The organism is Formosa algae (genome assembly GCF_001439665.1).
GTDB lineage: Bacteria > Bacteroidota > Bacteroidia > Flavobacteriales > Flavobacteriaceae > Formosa > Formosa algae.
This window is the reverse complement of record NZ_LMAK01000067.1, coordinates 102,224-126,546: the sequence shown is the minus strand read 5'-3', so window position 1 is coordinate 126,546 and position 24,323 is coordinate 102,224. Positions and strand designations below refer to the sequence as shown.

Here is a 24,323-nt window from a genome sequence, read left to right as displayed (position 1 = left end):
AATAAATAAAACGTTACGCTATGTACGCAATTGTAGAGATAGCAGGGCAACAATTTAAAGTTGAAAAAGACCAAAAAGTGTTTGTTAACCGTTTAGCTTCTGAAGAAGGAGATGCAGTATCTTTTGATAATGTACTTCTAATAGGAGATGGTGACAATGTAACTTTAGGCGCCCCGGCTATAGATGGAGCACAAGTAAGTGCAAAAATCTTAAAACACCTTCAAGGTGATAAAGTTATTGTTTTCAAGAAAAAGAGACGTAAAGGATACCGTGTTAAAAACGGACACCGTCAGGCTCTTACTGAAATCGTAATTGAAAGTATTGCTGCTTCTGGAGCTAAAAAAGCTGCCCCAGCAAAGAAGGCTAAAAAAACAACTGCTACTAAAGCAGATGATTTAAAGAAAATCGAAGGTGCTGGACCTAAAGCTGCTGAAGCTTTAGTAAATGCAGGAATCGATACTTTCGCTAAAGTTGCAAATACTCCAGCTGAGAAATTAAGCGAAGTATTAACTGCTGCTAGCTCAAGATTATCTCACATCGTTACAGAAACTTGGCCAAAACAAGCTCAGTTAGCTGCAGATGGTAAATGGGATGAATTAAAAGTATTACAAGACAAATTAGACGGTGGAATTGAAAAGTAATTTTCAAATTCACTATTATCAACAATATAAAACCTTAAGACAATGGCTCACAAAAAAGGGGTAGGTAGTTCTAAAAACGGTAGAGAATCAGAATCAAAACGCTTAGGTGTTAAGATATTTGGTGGTCAAGCCGCAATCGCAGGAAATATCATCATAAGACAAAGAGGAAATACACATCACCCAGGTGAAAACGTGTATGGAGGTAAAGATCATACATTACACGCTAAAGTGGATGGTGTTGTGAAATTTACAAAGAAGAAAGATAACAAATCTTACGTTTCTATAATTCCTTTCGAGGTTTAAGAAATAATTTTCTTTACAATATATTAAAAAAAGTCCTTGCAAATTATTGCAAGGACTTTTTGAGTTTCGTTTAACTTAGGTGTGTTTACTTCAATACATTTTGGTTTAAAGCATAAAAAATCCCAAACATCACTATTTGGGATTTTTATAAATAATAAGGAGTTACTTAAGTGTTTTAAGCAACATCAATATGTATTTAGTATCTGTAGTATTCAGGTTTGTAAGGACCTTCAACAGTTACACCAATATATTCAGCTTGATCTGATTTTAATTCAGTCAGTTCAACACCAATTTTAGCTAAGTGTAATTTTGCTACTTTTTCATCTAAATGCTTAGGTAACATGTATACTTCATTCTTATACGCATCTCTGTTAGTCCACAATTCGATTTGTGCTAACGTTTGGTTTGTAAACGAGTTACTCATTACAAAACTTGGGTGACCTGTTGCACAACCTAAGTTTACTAAACGCCCTTCTGCTAATAAAATAATATCTTTTCCGTCTATTGTATATTTATCAACCTGAGGTTTAATTGTGTTTTTAGTATCTCCATAGTTATCGTTTAACCAACCCACTTGGATTTCGTTATCGAAGTGTCCAATGTTACAAACGATAGTTTTATCTTTCATCGCTTTAAAATGCTCGGCACGAACGATGTCTTTATTTCCAGTCGTTGTAATTACAATATCTGCAGTAGTCACTACAGATTCTAATTTCTTAACCTCAAAACCATCCATTGCAGCTTGTAACGCACAAATAGGATCTATTTCTGTAACGGTAACAATACTACCAGCTCCTTTAAAAGATGCTGCTGTACCTTTACCAACATCACCATAACCACAAACGATAACACGTTTTCCAGCTAACATAACATCTGTAGCACGACGAATTGCATCTACAGCACTTTCTCTACATCCGTATTTATTATCGAATTTAGATTTTGTAACAGAATCGTTAATGTTAATAGCAGGCATGGGTAACGTTCCGTTTTTCATACGTTCGTATAAACGGTGAACACCTGTAGTTGTTTCTTCAGATAAACCATTAATACCATCTACTAATTCTGGGTATTTATCTAAAACCATATTGGTTAAATCTCCACCATCATCTAAAATCATGTTTAGTGGTTGTCTGTCTTCACCAAAGAATAATGTTTGTTCAATACACCACTCAAATTCTTCTTCTGTTAAACCTTTCCAAGCATAAACAGCAGTACCACCTTCTGCAATTGCAGCGGCAGCTTGATCTTGAGTAGAGAAAATATTACAAGAACTCCACGTTACTTCTGCGCCTAAAGCTTTTAATGTTTCAATTAAAACTGCAGTTTGAATCGTCATATGTAAACATCCTGCAATTCTTGCGCCTTTTAAAGGTTGGCTGTCTTTGTATTCTTCACGAAGGCTCATTAAACCTGGCATTTCTGCTTCAGCTAATTCTATTTCTTTTCTTCCCCAAGCCGCAAGCGACATGTCTTTTACTTTATAAGGTACGTATGGAATCGTTTTTGTATTCATAATTGTATATTTGTCTCTGAATTTAAGAGTGCAAAGTTACATAATAAGTACGAGAAATATAAATGCCAGTATACAAAACACTACATCCAAACTCACAAACTACTGTTAAGGTTTGGAAAATTACAGAATCTTATGATGAATTGTTTCAGGGAGTTAAGTTAAAACCTGAAAGTTTATCGCGTGTTTTAGGCATGAAAAGCGAATTGCATCAACGCGGATTTTTAAGTGTAAGACATCTTTTAGCTGCTTTTGGGTATACAGATTCAGATTTATATTACGACCAACATGGCAAACCGCATTTAAAAGATGGGAAATATATTTCTATAACACATTCATTTACATTTTCTGGCGTTATCATTAGCGATAATAAAACAGGAATAGATATTGAGAAAAATCGAGAAAAAGTGAAATTAATAGCGCATAAATTTTCAAATTATGAATTTTGCTACTTAAATGAAGATGAAATTGATTATGTTAAAAAACTTACCGTTATTTGGGGAGCAAAGGAAGCCTTGTATAAATTGTATGCTACACCAGGATTAAGTTTTTACAATCATATTTTGGTGATCCCTTTCGATTTAAAGGAACATAAAACTGTTGCCTGGATAGATTATAAAGCACACAAATGTCGTTTCGATATCTATTTTTTAGAGTTGGAAGATTTTACTTGTGTATACACTGTAACATAGAAGATGAACGTATTAAATAATATTTTAAATAACATTTTTAATAATAAAAAGCAATTAGCAGTGCTTATTGATCCTGAGAAAATTAGACTCGAGGATGTGAAAGGCTTTGTAAAGAAAGTAAATCAATCTGTTGCTAATTATATTTTTGTTGGAGGAAGTACAGTTCCTGTAGATGTTACAGAACCTTTAGTATTAGAGATTAAACGTTATACAAATCTTCCTGTTGTTTTATTTCCTGGCGATGTGGTACAGATAACCGATAAAGCAAACTCTTTATTATTCTTATCCTTACTTTCTGGAAGAAACCCTGCGTATTTAATAGGAAAGCACGTAGAGGCTATTCCAAGATTAAAAGAAACCAGTTTAGAAATTATACCTACAGGATATCTTTTAATTGAAAACGGAGAAACCACAATGGTACAAAAGGTTACAGAAACAGAACCTATGTCTTCTAAACACATAGAGAATATTGTAAATACAGCCTTAGCGGGAGAATTATTAGGTATGCGCTTAGTTTATTTAGAAGCGGGTAGTGGTGCAAAAAGCCCAGTGTCTCCAGAAATTATTAAAGCCGTTAGCAATGATTTAAGCGTGCCTTTAATTGTTGGAGGTGGTATTAAAACAAAAGCACAAATGCAACTGGCTTTTGATGCAGGAGCAAATCTTGTAGTGATTGGTACAGCATTAGAAAAAAATGAAGCATTATTCAACGAACTTAAACGTTGGTAAATCCCAAATATATTTCCTTATCGACCTTCAATACTAAAATCATTAGTATTTTTGTGTTTATATAAAATATACTAATTATGGAAATATCTGTAGAATTAACTTTAATGCCCTTAAATAAAGATTATGAGCCACCAATACAGGAGTTTATAAAAGAGTTAAGAGCATCAGAATTCACTGTTTTAGAAAATCCCTTAAGCACACAAGTGTATGGCGATTTCGATAAAGTTATGCCTTTTCTTACAGATGCCTTAAGAACATCTTTTCAAAATCAAGATGGGGTAATTGCAAATATGAAAATAGTGAAGAGCGATAGAAGCGACTATGTCCCAAATTTTTAATTTTTTATTCGGTCAATATGAAGGGTATCAAACCATAAATATTGTTTTAGAAATTATTGCTGTAATCTTTGGGTTCTTATCGGTTTGGTATTCTAAAAAAAACAATATACTCGTATTTCCAACAGGAATGATTAGCACACTAATTTTTGTGTATCTATTATTACACTGGGGATTATTGGGAGATATGATGATAAACGCTTATTATTTTATAATGAGTGTCTATGGTTGGTATGTGTGGACACGCCAAACAGGAGACAATGAGTTAACTCCAATTTCTAAGATGACTGCTAAGGAACAAAAAATTGGAGTTGCTATTTTTTTTGCCACCATGGTCTTTGTGTATTTAGTATACCACATTTTCGATAAATTAAACAGTTGGACTGCTTGGGTAGATATGCTTACAACCGCATTGTTTTTTGTTGGTATGTGGCTTATGGCAAAACGGAAATTAGAAAACTGGATTTTTTGGATTGTTGCCGATATTATTTCTATACCGCTTTATTTTTATAAAGGATTTACATTTACAAGTCTACAATATTTAGGATTTACATTTATAGCAATTTCAGGATATTACGCATGGAAGAATACCTTAGGCAAAGCCCGTCAAACAACTTAAAAATAGTTTTATTTGGGCCAGAATCCACAGGGAAAACGGTGTTGGCTAAACAATTAGCTGCGCATTATAATACCGTATTTGTACCCGAGTATTCTAGAACATATGCATTAGAGAAGTTAAAAAAAAATGAAACTTTAACGTCAGAAGATGTCATGCCAATTGCAAAAGGGCAAATTTTTTTAGAGAATGAGTTAAGCAAAACCGTTGAAAATCTATTAATTTGTGATACTAATTTATTGGAAACTAAAGTATATGCAGAAGTCTATTACGAAGGGTTTTACAATGAAGTTTTAACAGCTTCGGCAGTTCAAAATTATTATAATTTGTACTTTTTAACGTATATTGACATCCCTTGGGAAGCAGACGACGTTAGAGATAAACCAAACGAAAGAGAAACTATGTTTAATGCTTTCCAAAATGCGTTAATCGATTACAATAAACCCTATGTTTTACTAAAAGGAACTTACCAAGAACGTTTCGATTTAGCCGTAAAACATATCGACAATTTAATATTAAAACACACATGAATTTTTCAGAACAAGATTTAAAACAAATTGATAAGAAGGGACTTACTCTTCAAAAAATAGATAGACAAGTAGAACAATTTCAAAATGGTATTCCTTTTATAGATTTAGAATCTCCAGCGATTATTAATCATGGTATTCTAAAATTTGACGATGCCGAACGAAAAAACTATGTAGATGCTTACGATGCAAAACATAACGATTTATCTGTTTTAAAATTTGTACCTGCTTCTGGAGCTGCCACAAGAATGTTTAAAAACTTATTCAATTTTGTGTCTAATTTCAATCCAGAAGGAACAGAATCTTTCAGTGCTTATATTGAAAAAACAAACGATAAAAATCTAGTTTCATTTTTTGATGGTTTAGAGCAGTTGCCTTTTTATCATCTTGTAATGGATGTTATTGCTAATAAATATCCAGATTATACAACATTTAGTGAAGACAAACAAAAATGGATTTTTGTACATGTTATGCTAGATGATAAGTATTTGGATTACGGTGCATTTCCTAAAGGATTGTTACCTTTCCATAAATACGACGATCATATTTCTACTGCCTTTGAAGAGCACTTATTTGAAGCAGCGTCTTATGCCTCAGCAAATGAGAAAGCTAACTTACATTTTACAATCTCAGAAACACATAATGATAAGTTTGATGCTGAGTTTAAAAAGATTAAACCTCAAGTAGAAGAAACTACAGGATTAGATTATAATATTTCGTTTTCTTATCAAAAACAATCTACAGATACTATTGCGCTTACGCCAGAAAAAGAACCATTTCGCGAAGCAGATGGCACATTATTATTTAGACCTTCCGGGCATGGTGCTTTAATTGAAAATTTAAACGATTTAGATGCCGATGTTATCTTTATAAAAAATATAGATAATGTTGTTGTTTCAAAATACAAAGACAATATTGTTGAATATAAAAAGGTGCTTGCAGGAGTACTTTTAGAGCTTCAGGAACAAGCCTTTACATATTTAAACGATTTAGAAACAGGTAAAGCAGATGAAGCTGAATTAATAGAGATTGCAGAGTTTTTAAAACGTAAATTAAATGCTGATATTGCAATGGATTTTGAAAATTATTCAAATAGCTACCAGATAGAATATTTAAAAGATAAATTAAATAGACCCATCCGTATTTGTGGAATGGTTAAAAATGAAGGAGAACCTGGTGGAGGTCCATTTTGGGTAGAAGACCATAATGGTAACTTATCCTTACAAATTGTAGAATCTGCACAAATAGATTTATCTAATCAAATACAGAAAGACATCTTAAGCGGATCGACACATTTTAATCCCGTAGATTTAGTATGTGGGACTAAAAATTATCAAGGGCAACCGTTCGATTTATTAAAATTTGTAGATCCTAAAACGGGATTTATTACCAAGAAAACAAAAGAAGGTCAAGATCTTTTAGCTTTAGAATTACCTGGATTATGGAATGGTGCTATGGCAAATTGGAACACAGTTTTTGTAGAAGTGCCATTAAACACATTTAATCCAGTAAAAACGGTCGCAGATTTATTAAAACCAATGCACCAAAATTAAATTTATGATTGATGATGCTCAACTTATTTTAGAGTTATCCTTTAAAGCCGTACGCAGTTCCGGAGCTGGAGGGCAACATGTAAATAAAGTGTCTTCAAAAGTAGAATTAAGTTTTAATATTTTAGATTCTGTCGTATTAAATGCAGAGCAAAAAGAACGACTCATAACTAATCTTCAGCCGCGATTAACTAAAAATCAGGTGTTATTATTGCAATGTGGTGAAAGCCGCAGTCAGCATAAAAACAAGGAATTAGTTATCAGTCGTTTTTTGCATATTATCAAGGAGGGTTTAAAGGTGTCTAAACCTAGGAAACCGACTAAAATTCCGAAATCTGCTATAAAAAAACGTCTTAAAAGTAAGCGTGTAGTGTCTGAACGTAAGGCTTCTAGGCGTAAGCCAAACTTAGATTAGAATTTTATCTAAAAACTTAGATGTTTCAGGAATAGTTATTACATTTGTACCGTTCTCATAAAGGGGTGCCTAATATCGGCTGAGATCATACCCATTGAACCTAGAACAGGTAATGCTGTTTAGGAATCGAGCATAAAAAATGTCTGAAAGATGTTTTTTGCGAATGCGATAAGATTATCAATGTTATTTTTACTTCTAAATCTATTCATGTAATGCAAATGCATGTTCCGATTTATAATATAAAGTAACAGTTATCGAATTGTGTTTGCGTATGCTCAAACATGTTATCAATTTTAAAAATATAGAATAAGGGCCTCTTTTTATTCGATTAATATACTATCGAATGAAACATTTTATTGTTTTAGCCTGCTGTTTAATTTCAGCTATTTCAGCCTTTTCTCAAGAAGAAAAAGTGCAAGATTCAATTGCTGTATCTACCGAAACTTTAGACGAAATTTTGGTTACAGCTGTACGTGTACAAGCTACTTCACCAATAACACACTCTAATGTAGATAAAGCCACACTCGCAAAACGAAATTTAGGACAGGATTTGCCAATTCTATTAAATTACTTGCCTTCTGTAGTTACGACTAGCGATGCTGGAGCAGGAATAGGGTACACAGGGATTCGTGTGCGTGGTGTAAGTGCACAATCTACTAACGTTACTATTAACGGAATTCCATATAACGATGCAGAATCTTTAGGAACCTTTTGGGTAAATTTAGGCGACATTGTATCTTCTGTAGAAAGTTTGCAACTACAACGTGGTGTAGGAACATCTACCAATGGTTCTGGAGCTTTCGGGGCGAGTATTAATGTGTTAACCGATGCCGTTTCTAACGAAGCAAGTGCAGAAATTTCTAACAGTTTTGGAAGTTTTAATACAAGAAAACATAATGCGAAATTTAGCACAGGATTGTTAAATAATCATATTGAAATAGCTGGACGTTTGTCTGTTATAAAGTCTGATGGTTATGTAGATCGTGCTTCAACAGATTTAAAATCCTATTTTCTACAAGCAGCCTATGTAGATGATAATACATTAATAAAAGCCGTTGTTTTTGGTGGACATGAAAACACATATCAATCTTGGAATGGGATTGATAAAGAAACACTTAAAGACGACAGAACTTACAATTCTGCTGGGATATATACAGACGATGATGGCAATACACAATTCTATGATAATGAAGTAGACGATTACCAACAAGATCACTATCAATTACATTGGAACGAGCGTTATAATAATAATTGGTCTACTAATTTAGGACTTAATTATACCAAAGGAAGCGGATATTTCGAGCAATATAAAGAAGATGAATCGTTTGCAGATTATGGGTTAAATAATGTAACTATTGGAAGCACAACATTAGAGACCACAGATATTATTCGTCGTCGTTGGTTAGATAATGATTTTTATGTAATTAATGCGAATGTGAATTTTAAAAACGATCATGTTAATGCCTTTTTTGGAGGATCTTACAGCACGTATGATGGCGATCATTTTGGAGAAATTATTTGGTCTAAATATGCGAGTAATAGTGAAATACGAGATCATTATTACGATGGCAATGGAAAGAAAAAAGATTTAAGTGTATTTGCTAAAGCAACATATAGATTAAATACACAGTGGAGTTTGTTTGGAGATTTACAGCTGCGTTTTGTAGATTATAAAACTTCTGGAATAGACTCAGATCTTACACCTTTAAATATAGACGAGCAATATAGTTTTTTCAATCCTAAAGCAGGAATAACCTACGAGCTTAACACTAATAATAACATGTATTTCTCTTATGCTCGTGCTAACAGAGAACCGAACAGAGACGATTTTCAGAATAATCCAGATATTAAACCAGAACAATTAAATGATTTTGAATTGGGATGGAGACACGAAAAGCAACGTTTTAAATTTAATGCGAATGTGTATTATATGCAGTATAACGAGCAATTAGTACTGTCTGGAAGCATAGACGATGTTGGAAACCCTATTCGAACCAATAGTGGAGAAAGTTACCGATTAGGATTGGAAATTGAATCTGCTATCGGAATTTCTAAAGCCTTTTCAATTCAGCCTAATGTCACGTTTAGCACCAATAAAAATAAATCGGTTTACGGATCTTTTGATGGTGTATTACAGGACTATGGATCGACAAATATTTCATTTTCTCCAGATATAGTTATGGGGAATGCAATCGTATATCAGCCTAATACCGCATTACAAATTTCGTTATTAAGTAAATTTGTAGGAGAACAATTTATGGGCAATACAGATTCAGAAACATCTAAATTAGATAGTTATTTTGTAAACGATTTAAATATCACTTACGAATTTAAAATGGAGTCTATTTTTAAGTCTATTATACTAAGCGGAGTGGTAAATAATATTCTAAATGAGAAATATGTGTCTAATGGATATTATTACACGTATGATGATACTTGGAGTAACGCCAATTCAGTAACCACTATTGAAGGTGCAGGATATTATCCGCAAGCCACAACAAACTTTTTAGTAGGTGCAACTTTAAAATTTTAAACAGTAAAAAGGCGATTCATTAATATTGAATCGCCTTTTTACTTTATTCATTATACACTCTAATTGTAGAGCCACTTACTTTAACAAAATAGGGCTTTAAGGTATATTCTCCAACGGTATCGGTGCTAGGATATCCGTTTACAATATTATAAGAATTATCGTCATCATCGCAACCACAAGTGGCAAGAATACCATCAACTTCTAAAACAGAACAAGACGTTACAACATGATTTGGGTCTGTAAGTTCAAATGCAGTATACATGCTAGATCCCACGTAATATAAAACCACACCATTTACACCATAACTGTCTAAAATAATATAGTTACCAGGAAAATTTAAAGCATTGTATTTTGGTAAACTGGTATTGATTAAAGTTCCTGTGTCAAATTTATAGTCTGGAATGTAGGGGTTATCTTCATAACTGTCACTAGTGCTACAATTCATCATTAGTAATACGGTTAGTGTCGCTAAAAAAAGTTTTTTCATAGTCATAATTTCGGATTGCAAATTACAACAAAAAGTAGTTTGCTGTAAATATTTTGTATATTTGTGTATTAATCTCGTACCGCGAGATTTTTTATGTTTTATAAGCTGAGGTTTGTGAAACATATTTTTTTTAATTAAAACGATGAAGTTATGAGTAAAGTATCTTATTACACTGCAGAAGGACTAAAAAAATTAAGAGACGAACTAAAACAATTAAAAGATATAGAGCGTCCGCGTGCGTCTCAAGCCATTGCAGAAGCCAGAGATAAAGGCGATTTAAGTGAAAATGCCGAGTACGATGCAGCTAAAGAAGCACAAGGGATGTTAGAGATGAAAATTTCTAAATTAGAAGGTATTTTATCTGGGGCTCGTGTTATTGATGAGTCGCAATTTGATAATTCTAAAATCTTAGTACTGTCTAAAGTGAAAATTAAAAACCAAACTAATGGTATGGAAATGAATTACACTTTAGTAGCAGATGGTGAAGCCGATTTAAAAACAGGAAAGATTTCTGTGAACTCTCCAATTGGGAAAGGTTTATTAGGGAAAACTGTTGGAGATGTTGCCGAAATACAGGTGCCTAACGGTATTATGAAATTTGACATTGTAGAAATTTCAAGATAATTTTTTCTGTTTGTAGGAGATTTAGATTTCTAAAGTTTAAACCGAAATTATTTTTGGTTCATATTAAACCTCTAGGAATCTTTTTATATTTACGATATTAAATAAAATATTATGGCTTCAATTTTTAGTAAAATCATTTCTGGAGAAATTCCATGTTATAAAGTAGCAGAAACCGAAGATTTTTTGGCTTTTCTAGATATTAATCCAAATGCTAAAGGCCATACGTTATGTATCCCGAAGCAAGAAGTCGATAAGATTTTTGATTTAGATGATGAACTTTACATGGGACTTATGAAGTTCTCTAAGCAAGTTGCTAAAGCTGTAGAAAAAGCAGTGCCTTGCAAACGTGTCGGGATGACAGTTATTGGTCTTGAAGTGCCACATGCACACGTTCATTTAATTCCGTTAAATGCTATGGAAGATGCGCTCTTTTCAAAAAAGACAGCACTTACTAAAGACGAATTCGAAAAAACCGCTGCTGCAATTAGTGCAGCTATGTAACAGCACATTTTAACCAAGTGCTTTGTTAATTTTTAAAGTAATTTGCATGGTTGTCCCTTTACCTATCTCGGAATGGGACACTTTGATTTTTCCATCATGGAAATCTTCAATGATACGTCTAGCCAAAGATAACCCCAATCCCCAACCTCGTTTTTTTGTTGTAAAACCGGGTTCGAAAATACTATTAAATTGATTTTTAGAAAGTCCTTTTCCTGTATCGGAAACATAAATTCTTACATGGTGTTCGCTAGGTTCAATTTTTACAGATAATTTTCCTCTCCCTTTCATAGCATCAATAGCATTCTTAACTAAATTTTCTATGGTCCAGCTATACAGTTGGGTATTTAGCAATACAGGGATTTCAGTATTTGGAATATCAATACTAAATTCTATTAATTTTGACGATCGTGATTTTAAGTAATCATAAGCATCAATTGTCTCTTTAACCACATTAGCCTGTTCTAAAGTTGGTACGGATCCTATTTTACTAAAACGTTCGGTTATGGTTTCTAAACGGCTAATATCTTTTTCAATTTCTTGAATATAATCGGGATTAACCTCTTCTATTTTTAAAATTTCTGTCCAACCAATCAAAGACGATAATGGTGTACCTATTTGGTGTGCCGTTTCCTTGGCCATTCCAGACCATAATTTATTTTGAGTGGCAATTTTTGTACTGCGATAAAAACTGTACACCAATCCTGCAAATAGCACGAGTATAAGTACAAATGCAATGGGATAATATTTTAATTTGTTTAAAAGTGGAGAGTTTCCGTAGTATAGGGTGTTTAGTACACGACCGTCGTAAATAATTTCGATAGGACTGTTTTCTTTTTCGAAATCTAGAATAAGATCTTTAATGTAAGCAGAGTCTTCGGCTTTTGTTTCATCTAAATTATTATGTTCAATATTACCATCTAAATCTACCATTATCATTGGTGTGGTCGTATTGCTCTGTAAAATTTGAAGCGGTAATTCGCCTATATCTCCATCTAAATTTGTGCTTTTTATTAAATCGCGCTGCGCTGCAGACCAATTTTCCATTTTTATACGTTCTTCAGCTTTAAAACTTTGAAAAAACATATAAGTGTTCCATAAAATAAGAGAGATTATAACAAACGAAAATCCGATAAATATCCAACGAATAAGGTTTTTATGTTTGGTAAAAAGCATGGAAACTAATTTTAGTGGTAATATAATGCAAATCTGTTAATAATATTGTGCGATCAAGTGTCCAAATCATTTTTTGTTAATTGATAGAATAGTTACCTTTGTAAAATATTAAAAGGGTAAATGGATGTAATTTTGAACCTAAGTAATTAATATTAGTAATATTAAATGCTTAATTGTTGAGTGATGAAGTAGCGGTTTATTAGAATATATCTCTATTTAGTTTTTTAATATAAGTCGTAAAATCTACCAATTATGGTGTTTTAGACAAAAAACACATTCAAAATAATTCAGAAAAACATACGTTGTTGAAAGAAAATCTTTAATTAGGTTGTAATTAATGTTGTAAATTACGACTTAGTATATTAGATGCCTTAAGTTGTACTGAATGTGAGAATGGCGTTAATGAATTTGATAAATAGATACTAAAGTTTTTAAAATTATAACCTATTATAATTGAAAGTTTTAAAAGTGTTTTTTTATCTTAAAGCATAAATATAAAGAGAGTTTTTTAATAGAAATTAAATGTAATGGAAGTACAAGGAAAAGTAAAAATGATAGGAGAAACCCAAACATTCGGAAGTAATGGGTTCAGAAAAAGAGAGTTGGTAGTTACAACAGAAGAACAATATCCTCAACATATATTAGTAGAATTTGTTCAAGACAAAACAGATTTACTAAACAGTTACACAGTAGGACAGAACGTAAAAGTGAGTATTAATTTAAGAGGTAGAGACTGGGTTAATCCTCAAGGAGAGACTAAATATTTTAACTCTATTCAGGGTTGGAGAATTGAAGCCGTACAAGATGCAGCTTCAGGAGCCGTACCTCCAGGACCACCTGCAGATGCTTTTGAACCAGCTTCTAGCTTAAATGAAGACGATCACGACGATTTACCTTTCTAGTTTAAAGGTATACAATGACTAATTCAAAGTGTGATTAACCTCAATATCTAACGATATTGGGGTTTTTGCTTTTATATGGATTCTTTTTTTAAATTAGAGGTATGAAATTTTTAACCCATAAAATAGAATTTCCGAGTATAGATGAAGCCACATCAGAAGGTTTAATAGCTGTTGGTGGAGACTTATCTACAGATCGGTTATTATTGGCTTATAAGCGAGGGATTTTTCCTTGGTTTGAAGATGATAAAGCTATTTTATGGTGGTCGCCAGACCCACGATTTGTTCTGTACCCTGAAGAGCTAAGAGTATCTAAAAGTATGCGTCAGGTCCTTAGAAATTGTAAATTTACAGTAACGGTTAACCAAGCATTTTCTCAGGTTATAGAAGCTTGTGCTAGCATAAAGCGCAACGGACAAGAAGGTACGTGGATTACCGAAAATATGACCAAAGCCTATATAGATTTGTACGAAATGGGGTTTGCAAAATCTGTAGAGGTTTGGGAAGATGGTGCACTTGTTGGTGGATTTTATGGGTTAGATTTAGGCAACGATGTATTTTGTGGAGAAAGCATGTTTTCTAAAGTTAGTAATGCAAGTAAAGCTGCATTTATAACATTTGTGCAAAATACCAATTACAAAGTTATAGATTGCCAAATTTATACTTACCATTTAGAAAGTCTTGGCGCACGTTCCATTTCTAGAGATACTTATCTAAGTTATCTTTAATTTCAATTAAACTTCATTATATCTAAAGCAATCTGTTTCATGATCGTTTACCATACCAGTGGCTTGCATGTGCGCATAGATTACTGTAGACCCCACAAATTTGAATCCGCGCTTCTTTAAATCTTTACTTATAGCGTCGCTTAAAGGAGTATTTGCTGGAGAATCTTTATAGTTTTTAAAGCTGTTTTTTATAGGTTCTCCTGCTACAAAATCCCATATATAAGTACTAAAACTTCCAAATTCTTTTTGAATATTTATAAAGGCTTGTGCATTACTTATGGTTGCTTTTATTTTTAATTTATTTCTAATAATCCCAGTATTTTCTAGAAGTTCTGCTTGCTTACTTTCTGTGTAATGGGCTATTTTTTTATAGTCAAAATTATCAAACGCTTTTCTAAAATTTTCTCGTTTTCTCAGAATAGTAATCCAACTTAATCCCGCCTGAAAGGTTTCCAAAATCAAAAATTCAAAAAGGGTGGCATCATCTTTTACGGGCACGCCCCATTCTAAATCGTGATAAGATTCATATAAGGCGTCATTTTTACACCAACCACATCTGTGTTTTTCCATTTTGTAAGGTTTTTCAATTTGAGCTACTAATGTAACAACTGTTACCTAAAAAAATACATTTAAGAATTAAATTTGTAAGGTAAAATAATGAATCTTATGCAAGCAACACGTACTATAGTTAAGAATGAAGTCATTCAAAAGAGTTTAGAAAACGCCATGACTTATCAGGAGTTTAGGGATTTGGTTAAAGAATTATCAAAAACTGGTGGTGCAACGGGTCATGAGCAAACCGCAGCTCTTGTTGGTTATACTAAAGTGAATGAAAGTAGAATGAAGCGTTGGGATAAAACGTTAAAGGTTTCTGAAACAGATACAGAAGCAATTAAAACTTTTAACGGTGATATAACTTGGTTAGTGATTGCAGAGAGCTGGTGTGGAGACGCTGCTCACGTTATGCCTGTAATTAATAAAGTAGCAGAATTAAATGCTAATATTGACTATAAAGTCGTGCTTCGTGATGATAATGATGAGTTAATGAATCTGTTTTTAACAAACGGCGGAAAATCAATTCCGAAGTTAATTATGATAGATAACACAACAGGGGAAGTTGTTAATACCTTTGGCCCTAGACCAAAAACAGCTACAAAGTTAGTTGCAGATTATAAAGCCGAACATGGTGTTTTAACAGCAGAATTTAAGGAATCATTACAGACATGGTATAACTTAAATAAGGGACAAAGTACTATTTCTGATTTAATAGGATTGTTAAAGGCTTAATTTTTGCCTTCAAAATAAAAGGTAATCGAACCGATTTGTGAAGGTTTTGATGCATCTATATTAAAACGTGCTTTTTTGGCGTACTCTAATGCACTGTCAATTAAGCACTCGTTTTTAGATGTAGACGAATTATTTACATAAGTATCTACCACATCTCCAGCATCACTTACAGTTATATTAATAATAATTTTTCCGCTAGCTTCACACAAATATATGGGCGTTGGTAAATACGTATGCGTTCTATTTACTAGCGAATAATGCATACTACTATTTTTATTTGTAGAAGCATTCATCTCAATTTTATTAGTCGAGTTATTACCGTTTGAAGCATTAGATTTTTGCTTCTTTTGTGTTCGCGCTTTTAAAATACTATTTACAGAGTTAAAAGAAGACAATTCTTCGGCATCCAATTCGGTGTCTTCGGATGTTGAATTTGTCGGATCTATCGCATCTTCACTATCGGTTATCTCACTAGTTTCAGTAGTTCTAGAATTTTCGTAGTCTTTTGGTGGTGCTATAGGATTATAAGCTTGAGAAAAACGCTTGGTTTCTTGTGTTTCGTTAAAGGCTTTATTAGTCTCTGCTTTGGCTTGGTCTGTTTGTTCTGCAAGTTCTTTTTCTTCTAACAGCTCCTGTTCTGTTTTTTGTTCAGGTTGCATGTCGTAAAATGTTTCAGAAAGGAAAAATTCACGCTTTGTAAGCTGTATATTAAACACTACAAGTAAAACTGTTCCTGCAATGAGTGCAGTGATTAAGGCGGCTTTATGTGTGTCTGTTAATTTCAAAAATAGGAGGTAAAAGGGCTTACAAAAAACTAATATACGTTTTTTATAAGATTTTAGTCTTTAAGTTGAGCTATAAACTGCTCTGGACTTAAACTGTCTGCAACGTTAAAATCACCAATTTTGGTACGACGTAAAACAGATAGATGTGCTCCAGATTGTAATGCTTTTCCAAAGTCGTTTGCTAACGATCTAATATAGGTGCCTTTGCTACAAACGACTCTAAACTCTACATTGAGGTCTGAAATATTTGTAATTTCAAATTTAGCAATATGAATTGTTCGGGGTTTAATGTCTACAGCCACACCTGCGCGAGCAAATTCATATAAGCGTTTCCCGTCTTTTTTAATGGCAGAAAACACTGGCGGGTATTGTTGAATATCTCCAATAAATGGCTTGGTCGCTTCGTGAATCATCTTCGGAGTAATATGATCTGTCGGAAAAGTTTCGTTAATTTCGGTTTCTAGATCGTAAGATGGTGTGGTGCTTCCTAAAACAATAGTTCCCGTATATTCTTTAATCTGCCCTTGAAAAGTGTCGATTTGCTTCGTCATTTTTCCAGTGCAAATCACTAAAAGTCCAGTCGCCAAAGGATCTAGTGTTCCCGCATGACCCACTTTTATTTTTTTAATATTGAACGCTTGACGAATTTCCCAACGCAATTTATTTACAGCTTGGAAAGACGTCCAATGTAAAGGTTTGTCTATTAATAAAACTTGTCCGTTTAAGTAATCGTCTAATGTTTTCATATTAATTTAAAACAGTATATCCTATTGCAATGCATCCTACAATAGCACAATAGATTGCAAAATAAGAAAGTTTACTTTTCTTTAATAAAGAGATCATCCATGTACAAGCAAATAATCCACAAACAAAGGCTGCAATAAAGCCTGCAGAAAGCGCAGTAATGTCTGTGTTTTCAAAATTTAATTCGCCACCAAGAATGTCTTTTGCTATTTTCCCGAAGATTAAAGGCACTACCATTAAAAATGAAAAACGCGCTGCTTTTGTTTTATCGTTACCTAATAATACAGAAGTAGAAATGGTTGCTCCAGATCTTGATATGCCTGGTAACATGGCAATGGCCTGAGAGATGCCTATAATAAAGGCGTTACTAAATGTTACGGGTTTTCCGGTATCTTTAGCTTTATCTGCCAAAAATAATAACACAGCAGTAACTAACAACATGGCGCCAACTAAAAGTAAGTTTCCGCCAAAAAGAGATTCTAATTGTTCTTCAAAAAACAAACCGATAATTACAGCAGGAATCATAGACAGTACAATTTTTGAGATGAATTGTAAATCGTCATTCCATTCAAATTTTAAAGCGCCTTTTATAAGATCTAAAATATCTTTTCTAAATATAACAATTGTACTTAAAGCTGTAGCAAAATGTAAGACTACGGTAAATAAAAGGCTTTCTTCTGGTACAGAATGATCGCCTAAAATCGCTTTTCCTATTTCTAAATGACCACTAGACGATACGGGTAAAAATTCTGTTAGTCCCTGAATTATACCTAAGATTATTGCATCTATAGTTTCCATTACTTCTTATTCGGATTTAGTAAAATGGCATAAATTTGAACGCCAAATCCAATTAAAATTAAGGTTGGAGCCAATCTAATTCTTCTAAAACTAAAGATGTCTGGGTTAAATACATTGGGGTCGTCGCTTCCTCCTCCAGACATTAATATAAATCCTAAAGCAATTATACCTAATCCAATAAGCATAAATTTATAGTTTTTCTTTCCAAAGATAAATTCATCTTTAGTTAGATTTTTTTGTTTTTGTTCTCCCATAGGTGTTGTAATAATGCGTTTGCTTTACTGCTCCTGCAAATTAACGGTTTTATTTAAAAAGAATCCTTAAAGCTATTCTAAAATTACTCTAATGTTACAGTATCTAAAATGTCGTGTAACACGGCTTTTTCTTCGTCGTTAGTATAAGACAATATAAACGATAAGCTAAAGCCATAACGTACAATACAGTAAAATTCTTGCTGTACTTTATATGGACCATAAGTGGCTTTTGCCTTTAAGATATCGAATGTTTCTCCGCCCAGATTTTCTGTGTCTAATTGCTCTTCAAACTGATATTGTGCAGGTGTTTGTTTTAATAATTCTTTAGAATTGAATAAATAATCGCGGCCACGTTTTACATCTGGACTTCCTGCAATATTTTCTGCAATTACACTTAAAGATGCGTTGTAATCTTGAGTCGATTTTAACGGATATTTAAACAATGAAAATAAATAAGCGGTGTTAATTTGCGACACTTTTAAAATAGATCCCATTTTAGTGTTCTCGCGTGCTAAATATTTTTCACCTTTATCTGTAATAGCTTTAATATCATGCTTGGATTGTTGCGACCAATCTTTTGGATAATCAAAACTTAATCCAAAATACGAATTGGTATATGTGTGGTCTTTTACTTCTCCAAAATCAAAATCTTCGGGTAGGTTTTTTTGCTCTTCTTTACAGCTTAATAAGCATACAAATAATAGAGAAAAGCAAAGCCATTTTATGTGCGTCATATTAATAATATAGTTGATCAGTTTTTAAATTTAAGAATCGTTGGGTAGCAATAAATGTACTAATCCACGTGATTAAAATTCCTAATATAAATATGGTTAAAAACAAACCGCCAATAAGAATAGGGTTGTTTAATAATTGTAGATCCGGGAATGTTTTATTTAAATAATAAAAGACAATAGCCATACCTATTAAAGCTAAAACAGCCCCAATAACACCAAGTTTAACGCTTTTCCAAACAAAAGGTCTTCTAATAAAGTGCTTGGTAGCTCCTACCATTTGCATGGTTTTTATTGTAAAACGTTTAGAGTACACAGATAATCTAATAGAACTGTTAATAAGCAATACAGCTATTAATGTAAAAATGCCGCTAACCACTAAAATCCAAAAGCTAATGCGTTTTACATTTTCGTTCATTAAGTTCACTAAATCATTATCGTAACGCACTTCATCAACAAAGGTTTTAGCAAGCGCTTCGTCTGAAATAATTTTAAGATGTTCTGAGGTTACGAAATCGGCTTTTAAATGTACATCAATCGAATTTTGTAACGGATTAAATCCTAAGAAATTCATGAAATCTTCACCGTTTTCAGCCTTCATAAATTCTGCTGCTTGTTCTTTAGATACGTATTCGGTTGTTTTTACATATTCAGCCATCGATAAACTTTTTTCAAGCTGTTTTGTTTCAACCTCTTTTGCCGTATCTTTTAAATAAATGGTTACTACAACTTGCTCTTTAAAGTGATCGGCAAGTTTTTTAGTATTTAGCACGAGCATGCCTAGTAAACCAAGTAAAAATAGAACTAAAGCAATACTCAATACCACAGAAAAATAAGACGATATTAATCTACGTTTTTGATAATTTTCAAAAGATGAGCTCATATAAGGCGTGAATTTGTTTGTAAAAATATAAAAGAAATCTATTTCCTTAAGGATAACAACGTTTAAACTTTCAACATTGTTATAATAACCTTAAATTTGCGCCTTTATTAAGCGGAATACACAAACATGAAATATAATTTCAACGACATAGAAGCCAAGTGGCAACAATATTGGGCAGAACACCAAACGTTTCAAGCCAAAAATCAATCTGAAAAACCTAAATATTACATTCTCGATATGTTTCCTTATCCGTCTGGAGCAGGATTACACGTTGGGCATCCGTTAGGGTATATTGCTTCAGATATTTATGCACGTTACAAGCGCCATAAAGGTTTTAATGTTTTGCATCCACAAGGTTACGATAGTTTTGGTTTACCGGCAGAACAGTACGCCATCCAAACAGGACAACATCCTGCAATTACTACCGAAACCAATATTGCAACTTATCGTCGTCAATTAGATCAAATCGGATTTTCTTTCGATTGGTCTCGTGAAGTGCGCACCTCTAATCCAGAATATTACAAATGGACACAGTGGATTTTTATTCAGTTATTCGAATCTTGGTTTAATTTAGATTCTGGAAAAGCCGAATCTATAGATTCTCTTATTGCTGTGTTTTCTGCAGAAGGAAATGCAACAGTAAACGCGGTCTGCGACGATAATATAGAACCGTTTACTGCTGAAGCTTGGAATTCATTTTCATCTGAACAAAAACAAGACGTTTTATTACAATACAGATTAACGTATTTAGCCGAAACTGAAGTTAACTGGTGTCCTGCATTAGGAACAGTTTTAGCGAACGACGAAATTGTAAATGGCGTATCAGAACGAGGTGGACATCCTGTTGTACGTAAAAAAATGACCCAATGGAGTATGCGTATTTCTGCTTATGCAGAGCGCTTACTACAAGGGTTAAATGATATAGATTGGACCGATTCTTTAAAGGAAAGTCAGCGTAACTGGATTGGAAAATCGGTTGGAGCGAGTGTTACTTTTAATGTAAAAGACCATAACGAAAGTATTGAAGTCTTTACAACACGTCCCGACACCATTTTTGGTGTAAGTTTTATGACTTTGGCTCCAGAACACGAGTTAGTTTCACAAATTACTACTGCAGAACAAAAAGAAGCTGTAGAAGCGTATATCGAGAAAACTGCAAAACGTAGCGAACGTGAGCGTATGGCCGATGTAAAAACCATTTCGGGTGTGTTTACTGGAGCGTATGCCGAGCATCCGTTTTCTAAGGAGCCAGTGCCAATTTGGATTGGAGATTACGTGTTGGCAAGCTACGGAACAGGAGCTGTAATGGCTGTGCCTTGTGGTGATCAACGTGATTATGATTTTGCAAAGCATTTTGATATTGCAATTCCAAATATTTTTGAAGGTGTAGATATTTCTGAAGAAGCGTTCGCTGAAAAAGGAAATACTAAACTTACAAATAGCTACTTCTTAAACGGCTTGTCTTATAAGGAAGCAACTCCAAAAGCCATTGAAGCCTTGGAAGCAATCGGACAAGGTGAAGGAAAAACAAACTACCGTTTACGCGATGCCGTATTTAGTCGTCAGCGCTATTGGGGAGAACCATTTCCGGTGTATTACGTAAATGGAAAACCACAAATGATTGCAACCGAACATTTACCAATTCGTTTGCCAGAAGTAGAAAAATATTTACCAACCGAAACCGGTGAGCCACCTTTAGGTCGTGCCGATGTTTGGGCTTGGTGTACAGAAACACATACCGTTGTTAGCAACGAAAAGATAAACCATACCACTGTATTTCCATTAGAGTTAAACACCATGCCAGGTTGGGCGGGAAGCTCTTGGTATTTCTTCCGTTATATGGAAGAGGCTTCAAAACGAGGCGATGCCTTTGCTAGCGAAGATGCGCTTAACTATTGGGGAAGTGTCGATTTATATATTGGTGGTAGCGAACATGCAACCGGTCATTTATTATATTCTCGTTTTTGGGTGAAATTCTTAAAAGACCGCGGATTTGTAAACATTGAAGAACCTTTTAAAAAGCTGATTAACCAAGGGATGATTTTGGGAACTAGTGCTTTTGTGTATAGAGTTGATTTTTCACATCACACATCTACAACTTCAAAAGAGTCTAAAGAACCTAGCTTAAGTAAATCTCTTTATGTTTCTTATGATAGCGTCAAGAAATTTGAAGATTTGTATAACTTTATTCTAAGTTCTAAAATTTCCGCGGAAGATAAGAAGACTTTCGGAATGGGTAATGGCTTCAACAAAGGTTTAGCTAGTGTTATTGAAGATACTGTGTTTTTTGATATATTAAACGACGAGCAAAAAGAAACTGTAATTGCTTTTCAAGAATTATATAAAATTATTGAAAAAGATATATATAATCAGAATTTTGGGGTAGTTGTAGAAGGACTTAAATTTTCACCAATCCACGTAAAGGTTCAGTATGTAAATGCTTCAGATGAATTAGATATTGAAGGATTAAAAACTGATGGCGAGTTTGGAGAAGATTTTAAAGATGCCGAATTTATTTTAGAAGATGGTGTGTATAAAGTAGGTCGTGAGGTCGAAAAAATGTCGAAATCTAAATACAACGTCGTGAATCCAGATCAGATTTGTGCAGAATACGGTGCCGATAGTTTACGTTTATACGAAATGTTTTTAGGGCCTTTAGAGCAGGCGAAACCTTGGAATACAGCAGGAATTACAGGAGTACATGGTTTTCTTAAAAAATTATGGAAATTATATATTGATGAAGATGGTTTAGTGGTAACCGATGCCGAACCAACAAAAGACAATCTTAAAACGCTTCATAAAACCATTAAAAAGGTACAAGAAGACATCGAGAACTTCTCGTTTAATACATCGGTGTCTACATTTATGATTGCTGTAAATGAATTTAATGCTCAAAAATGTGAGAGTAAGGCGGTGTTAGAACCGTTCTTAATTTTGTTATCGCCTTATGCTCCACATATCGCAGAAGAATTATGGAGCCAGTTAGGGAATTCAGCATCTATTTCAGAAGCGCCATTCCCGGTTTTCGATGCCAGTCATTTAGTAGAAAGCAGTAAAGTATATCCGATTTCGTTTAACGGAAAAATGCGTTTCACTTTAGAATTGTCGTTAGATTTAACGAAGGACGAATTGGAAGAGATTGTAATGTCTCACGAGAAAACTCAAGAACAATTGCAAGGCCGTACGCCTAAAAAAGTAATTGTGGTTCCTGGAAAGATTATCAATATTGTAGGCTAATACATTGTTGATATTTTCGGATTCACGAAAATTTAATAGTCTTTTTTTAGAAATATATATAATCACCTCTATAAACATAGAGGTGATTTTGTTTTTGGTAATAATTTGATATTCAGTCTTGTGAAGCTTGTGGGTGTTCGTAAAATTATTCAATTTTATGACACTTAAAATCTGTAAATATGAAAATAGGTGTTCCAAAGGAAATCAAAAACAACGAAAATCGCGTAGGTATGACGCCTGCCGGAGTTTTCGAATTAGTCAATCAAGGTCATACCGTGTATGTGCAATCTACAGCAGGAGAGGGTAGTGGTTTTTTTAATGCCGTGTATCAGGAAGTTGGTGCTATCATTTTAGAAACTATAGAAGAGGTGTATCAATCTAGCGAAATGATTGTAAAAGTAAAAGAGCCAATTCAGGAGGAATATGCTTTAATTCAACCAAATCAGATTGTGTTTACGTATTTTCATTTTGCATCTAGCGAGGCATTAACGCTAGCCATGATTAATAGTAATGCCATTTGTATTGCGTATGAAACGGTAGAAGACGAAGATGGCACTTTACCCTTGTTAACACCAATGTCTGAAGTTGCTGGTCGTATGGCGATTCAGCAAGGCGCTAAATATTTAGAGAAACCCATTAAAGGACGTGGCATTTTACTAGGTGGTGTTCCTGGTGTTACGCCTGGAAAAGTCCTGATTCTTGGTGCTGGTGTGGTTGGTGTTCAGGCGGCAAAAATGGCTGCAGGATTAGGCGCTCATGTTACCATTATGGATGTTAATATGAAACGCTTACGCTATGTAAACGATATTATGCCTAGCCATGTGGTTACAGAATATTCTAGTGTTTATAATATTAAAAAACACATTCAGACACACGATTTAATTATTGGTGGAGTATTGCTTAAAGGCGGAAAGGCACCAAAACTAATTACTAGAGATATGCTAAAAGATATGCGTCCAGGAACGGTGTTAGTCGATGTGGCTGTAGATCAAGGGGGATGCATGGAAACTACAAAAGCAACCACTCACGAAGATCCAACATATATTATAGATGATATTGTACATTATTGTGTCGCGAACATGCCGGGAGCTGTGCCTTATACATCAACTTTAGCCTTAACAAACGTAACCTTGCCATATGTGTTGAAACTAGCCAATAAAGGTTGGGAAAAAGCTTGCATAGAAGATAAGTCTTTGGCCATGGGATTAAATATTGTTTCTGGTAAAATTGTGTATAGCGAAATTACGGAAGCTTTTGAATGGGGATTACAATATGCATAAGCACTGACAAAATTTCTTAATATTAATTTGGCGCATTATTTGATATATTATAGTAAATTTA

General features: G+C 33.7%; 27 protein-coding genes. 17 read left to right on the top strand and 10 right to left on the bottom strand.

Annotation, left to right across the window (positions count from 1 at the left end; genetic code table 11):
- Window positions 1–20: 20 nt before the first annotated feature.
- Window positions 21–641 (top strand): 50S ribosomal protein L21, encoded by a 621-nt coding sequence (gene rplU / locus AST99_RS14590; protein WP_057782925.1) that lies wholly within the window; start codon window positions 21–23, stop codon window positions 639–641.
- A 42-nt stretch (window positions 642–683) separates the two neighbouring features.
- Window positions 684–944, top strand: coding sequence for a 50S ribosomal protein L27 (gene rpmA / locus AST99_RS14585; RefSeq protein ID WP_057782923.1), 261 nt, complete (start codon window positions 684–686; stop codon window positions 942–944).
- Window positions 945–1,140: 196 nt separating this feature from the next.
- Here rpmA and ahcY read toward each other — a convergent pair whose 3' ends face one another.
- Window positions 1,141–2,457: an adenosylhomocysteinase gene (gene ahcY, locus AST99_RS14580; RefSeq protein WP_057782921.1), complete on the bottom strand. Its 1,317-nt coding sequence runs from the start codon at window positions 2,455–2,457 to the stop codon at window positions 1,141–1,143.
- A 62-nt stretch (window positions 2,458–2,519) separates the two neighbouring features.
- Between ahcY and AST99_RS14575 the strand changes: the two genes are divergently transcribed.
- From AST99_RS14575 to AST99_RS14540, 8 genes are all read left to right on the top strand, one after another.
- Window positions 2,520–3,146, top strand: a complete 627-nt coding sequence (locus AST99_RS14575; RefSeq protein WP_057782919.1) for a 4'-phosphopantetheinyl transferase family protein — start codon at window positions 2,520–2,522, stop codon at window positions 3,144–3,146.
- 3 nt (window positions 3,147–3,149) lie between these two features.
- Window positions 3,150–3,875, top strand: coding sequence for a phosphoglycerol geranylgeranyltransferase (locus AST99_RS14570; RefSeq protein WP_057782917.1), 726 nt, complete (start codon window positions 3,150–3,152; stop codon window positions 3,873–3,875).
- A 77-nt stretch (window positions 3,876–3,952) separates the two neighbouring features.
- Window positions 3,953–4,213, top strand: a complete 261-nt coding sequence (locus AST99_RS14565) for a thiamine-binding protein (protein ID WP_057782915.1) — start codon at window positions 3,953–3,955, stop codon at window positions 4,211–4,213.
- Window positions 4,197–4,829, top strand: a complete 633-nt coding sequence (gene pnuC / locus AST99_RS14560) for a nicotinamide riboside transporter PnuC (protein WP_057782913.1) — start codon at window positions 4,197–4,199, stop codon at window positions 4,827–4,829. Before AST99_RS14565 ends, pnuC begins: the two co-directional genes overlap by 17 nt.
- Window positions 4,790–5,356: an AAA family ATPase gene (locus AST99_RS14555; protein WP_057782911.1), complete on the top strand. Its 567-nt coding sequence runs from the start codon at window positions 4,790–4,792 to the stop codon at window positions 5,354–5,356. The genes pnuC and AST99_RS14555 overlap by 40 nt, the downstream gene beginning before the upstream one ends.
- The gene (locus tag AST99_RS14550; RefSeq protein ID WP_057782909.1) at window positions 5,353–6,906 is read left to right on the top strand and encodes a DUF4301 family protein; all 1,554 of its coding nucleotides are present in this window, start codon (window positions 5,353–5,355) and stop codon (window positions 6,904–6,906) included. The genes AST99_RS14555 and AST99_RS14550 overlap by 4 nt, the downstream gene beginning before the upstream one ends.
- A gap of 4 nt (window positions 6,907–6,910) precedes the next feature.
- Entirely contained in the window at window positions 6,911–7,318 is a 408-nt protein-coding gene (arfB, locus tag AST99_RS14545; protein WP_244973262.1) for an alternative ribosome rescue aminoacyl-tRNA hydrolase ArfB, read from the top strand.
- 343 nt (window positions 7,319–7,661) lie between these two features.
- Window positions 7,662–9,851 carry a TonB-dependent receptor gene (locus tag AST99_RS14540; RefSeq protein WP_057782907.1) on the top strand — a complete coding sequence of 730 codons (2,190 nt, stop codon included), beginning with the start codon at window positions 7,662–7,664 and terminating at the stop codon, window positions 9,849–9,851.
- A gap of 43 nt (window positions 9,852–9,894) precedes the next feature.
- On the opposite strand, the gene AST99_RS14535 is transcribed toward AST99_RS14540, so the two are convergent.
- Window positions 9,895–10,338, bottom strand: a complete 444-nt coding sequence (locus AST99_RS14535) for a hypothetical protein (RefSeq protein WP_057782905.1) — start codon at window positions 10,336–10,338, stop codon at window positions 9,895–9,897.
- 150 nt (window positions 10,339–10,488) lie between these two features.
- On the opposite strand from AST99_RS14535, the gene greA reads away from it, so the two are divergent.
- The gene (greA, locus tag AST99_RS14530) at window positions 10,489–10,962 is read left to right on the top strand and encodes a transcription elongation factor GreA (RefSeq protein WP_057782902.1); all 474 of its coding nucleotides are present in this window, start codon (window positions 10,489–10,491) and stop codon (window positions 10,960–10,962) included.
- 111 nt (window positions 10,963–11,073) lie between these two features.
- Window positions 11,074–11,463, top strand: a complete 390-nt coding sequence (locus AST99_RS14525) for an HIT family protein (RefSeq protein ID WP_057782900.1) — start codon at window positions 11,074–11,076, stop codon at window positions 11,461–11,463.
- 9 nt (window positions 11,464–11,472) lie between these two features.
- On the opposite strand, the gene AST99_RS14520 is transcribed toward AST99_RS14525, so the two are convergent.
- Entirely contained in the window at window positions 11,473–12,636 is a 1,164-nt protein-coding gene (locus AST99_RS14520; RefSeq protein ID WP_057782898.1) for a sensor histidine kinase, read from the bottom strand.
- Window positions 12,637–13,163: 527 nt separating this feature from the next.
- Here AST99_RS14520 and AST99_RS14515 point away from each other — a divergent pair.
- Complete coding sequence (locus AST99_RS14515) at window positions 13,164–13,538, top strand: DUF3127 domain-containing protein (protein ID WP_057782896.1); 375 nt, start codon at window positions 13,164–13,166, stop codon at window positions 13,536–13,538.
- 101 nt (window positions 13,539–13,639) lie between these two features.
- A complete protein-coding gene (aat, locus tag AST99_RS14510; protein ID WP_057782894.1) occupies window positions 13,640–14,263 on the top strand; it encodes a leucyl/phenylalanyl-tRNA--protein transferase in 624 nt (207 codons plus the stop codon).
- A 6-nt stretch (window positions 14,264–14,269) separates the two neighbouring features.
- On the opposite strand, the gene AST99_RS14505 is transcribed toward aat, so the two are convergent.
- Window positions 14,270–14,833 carry a DNA-3-methyladenine glycosylase I gene (locus AST99_RS14505; protein ID WP_057782893.1) on the bottom strand — a complete coding sequence of 188 codons (564 nt, stop codon included), beginning with the start codon at window positions 14,831–14,833 and terminating at the stop codon, window positions 14,270–14,272.
- A gap of 96 nt (window positions 14,834–14,929) precedes the next feature.
- Here AST99_RS14505 and AST99_RS14500 point away from each other — a divergent pair, with 96 nt between their 5' ends.
- Window positions 14,930–15,550, top strand: a complete 621-nt coding sequence (locus AST99_RS14500) for a thioredoxin family protein (RefSeq protein WP_057782891.1) — start codon at window positions 14,930–14,932, stop codon at window positions 15,548–15,550.
- Here the strand turns inward: AST99_RS14500 and AST99_RS14495 are convergent.
- The 6 genes from AST99_RS14495 to AST99_RS14470 all read right to left on the bottom strand — a co-directional run bounded on the left by AST99_RS14495 (window position 15,547) and on the right by AST99_RS14470 (window position 19,745).
- The gene (locus tag AST99_RS14495; RefSeq protein ID WP_069727863.1) at window positions 15,547–16,335 is read right to left on the bottom strand and encodes a hypothetical protein; all 789 of its coding nucleotides are present in this window, start codon (window positions 16,333–16,335) and stop codon (window positions 15,547–15,549) included. The genes AST99_RS14500 and AST99_RS14495 overlap by 4 nt on opposite strands.
- A gap of 53 nt (window positions 16,336–16,388) precedes the next feature.
- Window positions 16,389–17,081, bottom strand: a complete 693-nt coding sequence (truB, locus tag AST99_RS14490) for a tRNA pseudouridine(55) synthase TruB (RefSeq protein ID WP_057782888.1) — start codon at window positions 17,079–17,081, stop codon at window positions 16,389–16,391.
- A gap of 1 nt (window position 17,082) precedes the next feature.
- Window positions 17,083–17,877 carry an undecaprenyl-diphosphate phosphatase gene (locus tag AST99_RS14485; RefSeq protein ID WP_057782887.1) on the bottom strand — a complete coding sequence of 265 codons (795 nt, stop codon included), beginning with the start codon at window positions 17,875–17,877 and terminating at the stop codon, window positions 17,083–17,085.
- Window positions 17,877–18,131, bottom strand: coding sequence for a DUF3098 domain-containing protein (locus tag AST99_RS14480; RefSeq protein WP_057782885.1), 255 nt, complete (start codon window positions 18,129–18,131; stop codon window positions 17,877–17,879). The genes AST99_RS14485 and AST99_RS14480 overlap by 1 nt, the downstream gene beginning before the upstream one ends.
- A gap of 83 nt (window positions 18,132–18,214) precedes the next feature.
- The gene (locus AST99_RS14475) at window positions 18,215–18,865 is read right to left on the bottom strand and encodes a hypothetical protein (RefSeq protein WP_057782883.1); all 651 of its coding nucleotides are present in this window, start codon (window positions 18,863–18,865) and stop codon (window positions 18,215–18,217) included.
- A 1-nt stretch (window position 18,866) separates the two neighbouring features.
- Window positions 18,867–19,745 carry a cell division protein FtsX gene (locus AST99_RS14470; protein WP_057782881.1) on the bottom strand — a complete coding sequence of 293 codons (879 nt, stop codon included), beginning with the start codon at window positions 19,743–19,745 and terminating at the stop codon, window positions 18,867–18,869.
- A gap of 126 nt (window positions 19,746–19,871) precedes the next feature.
- On the opposite strand from AST99_RS14470, the gene AST99_RS14465 reads away from it, so the two are divergent.
- Together AST99_RS14465 and ald are read left to right on the top strand one after the other, a co-directional pair.
- Window positions 19,872–22,982, top strand: a complete 3,111-nt coding sequence (locus AST99_RS14465) for a leucine--tRNA ligase (protein ID WP_057782879.1) — start codon at window positions 19,872–19,874, stop codon at window positions 22,980–22,982.
- Window positions 22,983–23,161: 179 nt separating this feature from the next.
- Window positions 23,162–24,262, top strand: coding sequence for an alanine dehydrogenase (gene ald, locus AST99_RS14460; protein WP_057782877.1), 1,101 nt, complete (start codon window positions 23,162–23,164; stop codon window positions 24,260–24,262).
- Window positions 24,263–24,323 lie beyond the last annotated feature (61 nt).

What these genes read in the sequence shown, in the direction of transcription:
- AST99_RS14525 (WP_057782900.1), top strand. Translation starts at nt 11,074, where the DNA reads ATGGCTTCAATTTTTAGTAAAATCATTTCTGGAGAAATTCCATGTTAT.
- AST99_RS14520 (WP_057782898.1), bottom strand. Translation starts at nt 12,636, where the DNA reads ATGCTTTTTACCAAACATAAAAACCTTATTCGTTGGATATTTATCGGA.
- AST99_RS14505 (WP_057782893.1), bottom strand. Translation starts at nt 14,833, where the DNA reads ATGGAAAAACACAGATGTGGTTGGTGTAAAAATGACGCCTTATATGAA.
- AST99_RS14515 (WP_057782896.1), top strand. Translation starts at nt 13,164, where the DNA reads ATGGAAGTACAAGGAAAAGTAAAAATGATAGGAGAAACCCAAACATTC.
- pnuC (WP_057782913.1), top strand. Translation starts at nt 4,197, where the DNA reads ATGTCCCAAATTTTTAATTTTTTATTCGGTCAATATGAAGGGTATCAA.
- AST99_RS14535 (WP_057782905.1), bottom strand. Translation starts at nt 10,338, where the DNA reads ATGAAAAAACTTTTTTTAGCGACACTAACCGTATTACTAATGATGAAT.
- AST99_RS14485 (WP_057782887.1), bottom strand. Translation starts at nt 17,877, where the DNA reads ATGGAAACTATAGATGCAATAATCTTAGGTATAATTCAGGGACTAACA.
- AST99_RS14575 (WP_057782919.1), top strand. Translation starts at nt 2,520, where the DNA reads ATGCCAGTATACAAAACACTACATCCAAACTCACAAACTACTGTTAAG.
- AST99_RS14570 (WP_057782917.1), top strand. Translation starts at nt 3,150, where the DNA reads ATGAACGTATTAAATAATATTTTAAATAACATTTTTAATAATAAAAAG.
- AST99_RS14565 (WP_057782915.1), top strand. Translation starts at nt 3,953, where the DNA reads ATGGAAATATCTGTAGAATTAACTTTAATGCCCTTAAATAAAGATTAT.
- rplU (WP_057782925.1), top strand. Translation starts at nt 21, where the DNA reads ATGTACGCAATTGTAGAGATAGCAGGGCAACAATTTAAAGTTGAAAAA.
- AST99_RS14465 (WP_057782879.1), top strand. Translation starts at nt 19,872, where the DNA reads ATGAAATATAATTTCAACGACATAGAAGCCAAGTGGCAACAATATTGG.
- greA (WP_057782902.1), top strand. Translation starts at nt 10,489, where the DNA reads ATGAGTAAAGTATCTTATTACACTGCAGAAGGACTAAAAAAATTAAGA.
- AST99_RS14555 (WP_057782911.1), top strand. Translation starts at nt 4,790, where the DNA reads ATGGAAGAATACCTTAGGCAAAGCCCGTCAAACAACTTAAAAATAGTT.
- AST99_RS14475 (WP_057782883.1), bottom strand. Translation starts at nt 18,865, where the DNA reads ATGACGCACATAAAATGGCTTTGCTTTTCTCTATTATTTGTATGCTTA.
- AST99_RS14500 (WP_057782891.1), top strand. Translation starts at nt 14,930, where the DNA reads ATGCAAGCAACACGTACTATAGTTAAGAATGAAGTCATTCAAAAGAGT.
- rpmA (WP_057782923.1), top strand. Translation starts at nt 684, where the DNA reads ATGGCTCACAAAAAAGGGGTAGGTAGTTCTAAAAACGGTAGAGAATCA.
- AST99_RS14480 (WP_057782885.1), bottom strand. Translation starts at nt 18,131, where the DNA reads ATGGGAGAACAAAAACAAAAAAATCTAACTAAAGATGAATTTATCTTT.
- aat (WP_057782894.1), top strand. Translation starts at nt 13,640, where the DNA reads ATGAAATTTTTAACCCATAAAATAGAATTTCCGAGTATAGATGAAGCC.
- AST99_RS14550 (WP_057782909.1), top strand. Translation starts at nt 5,353, where the DNA reads ATGAATTTTTCAGAACAAGATTTAAAACAAATTGATAAGAAGGGACTT.
- AST99_RS14540 (WP_057782907.1), top strand. Translation starts at nt 7,662, where the DNA reads ATGAAACATTTTATTGTTTTAGCCTGCTGTTTAATTTCAGCTATTTCA.
- ald (WP_057782877.1), top strand. Translation starts at nt 23,162, where the DNA reads ATGAAAATAGGTGTTCCAAAGGAAATCAAAAACAACGAAAATCGCGTA.
- arfB (WP_244973262.1), top strand. Translation starts at nt 6,911, where the DNA reads ATGATTGATGATGCTCAACTTATTTTAGAGTTATCCTTTAAAGCCGTA.
- AST99_RS14470 (WP_057782881.1), bottom strand. Translation starts at nt 19,745, where the DNA reads ATGAGCTCATCTTTTGAAAATTATCAAAAACGTAGATTAATATCGTCT.
- ahcY (WP_057782921.1), bottom strand. Translation starts at nt 2,457, where the DNA reads ATGAATACAAAAACGATTCCATACGTACCTTATAAAGTAAAAGACATG.
- truB (WP_057782888.1), bottom strand. Translation starts at nt 17,081, where the DNA reads ATGAAAACATTAGACGATTACTTAAACGGACAAGTTTTATTAATAGAC.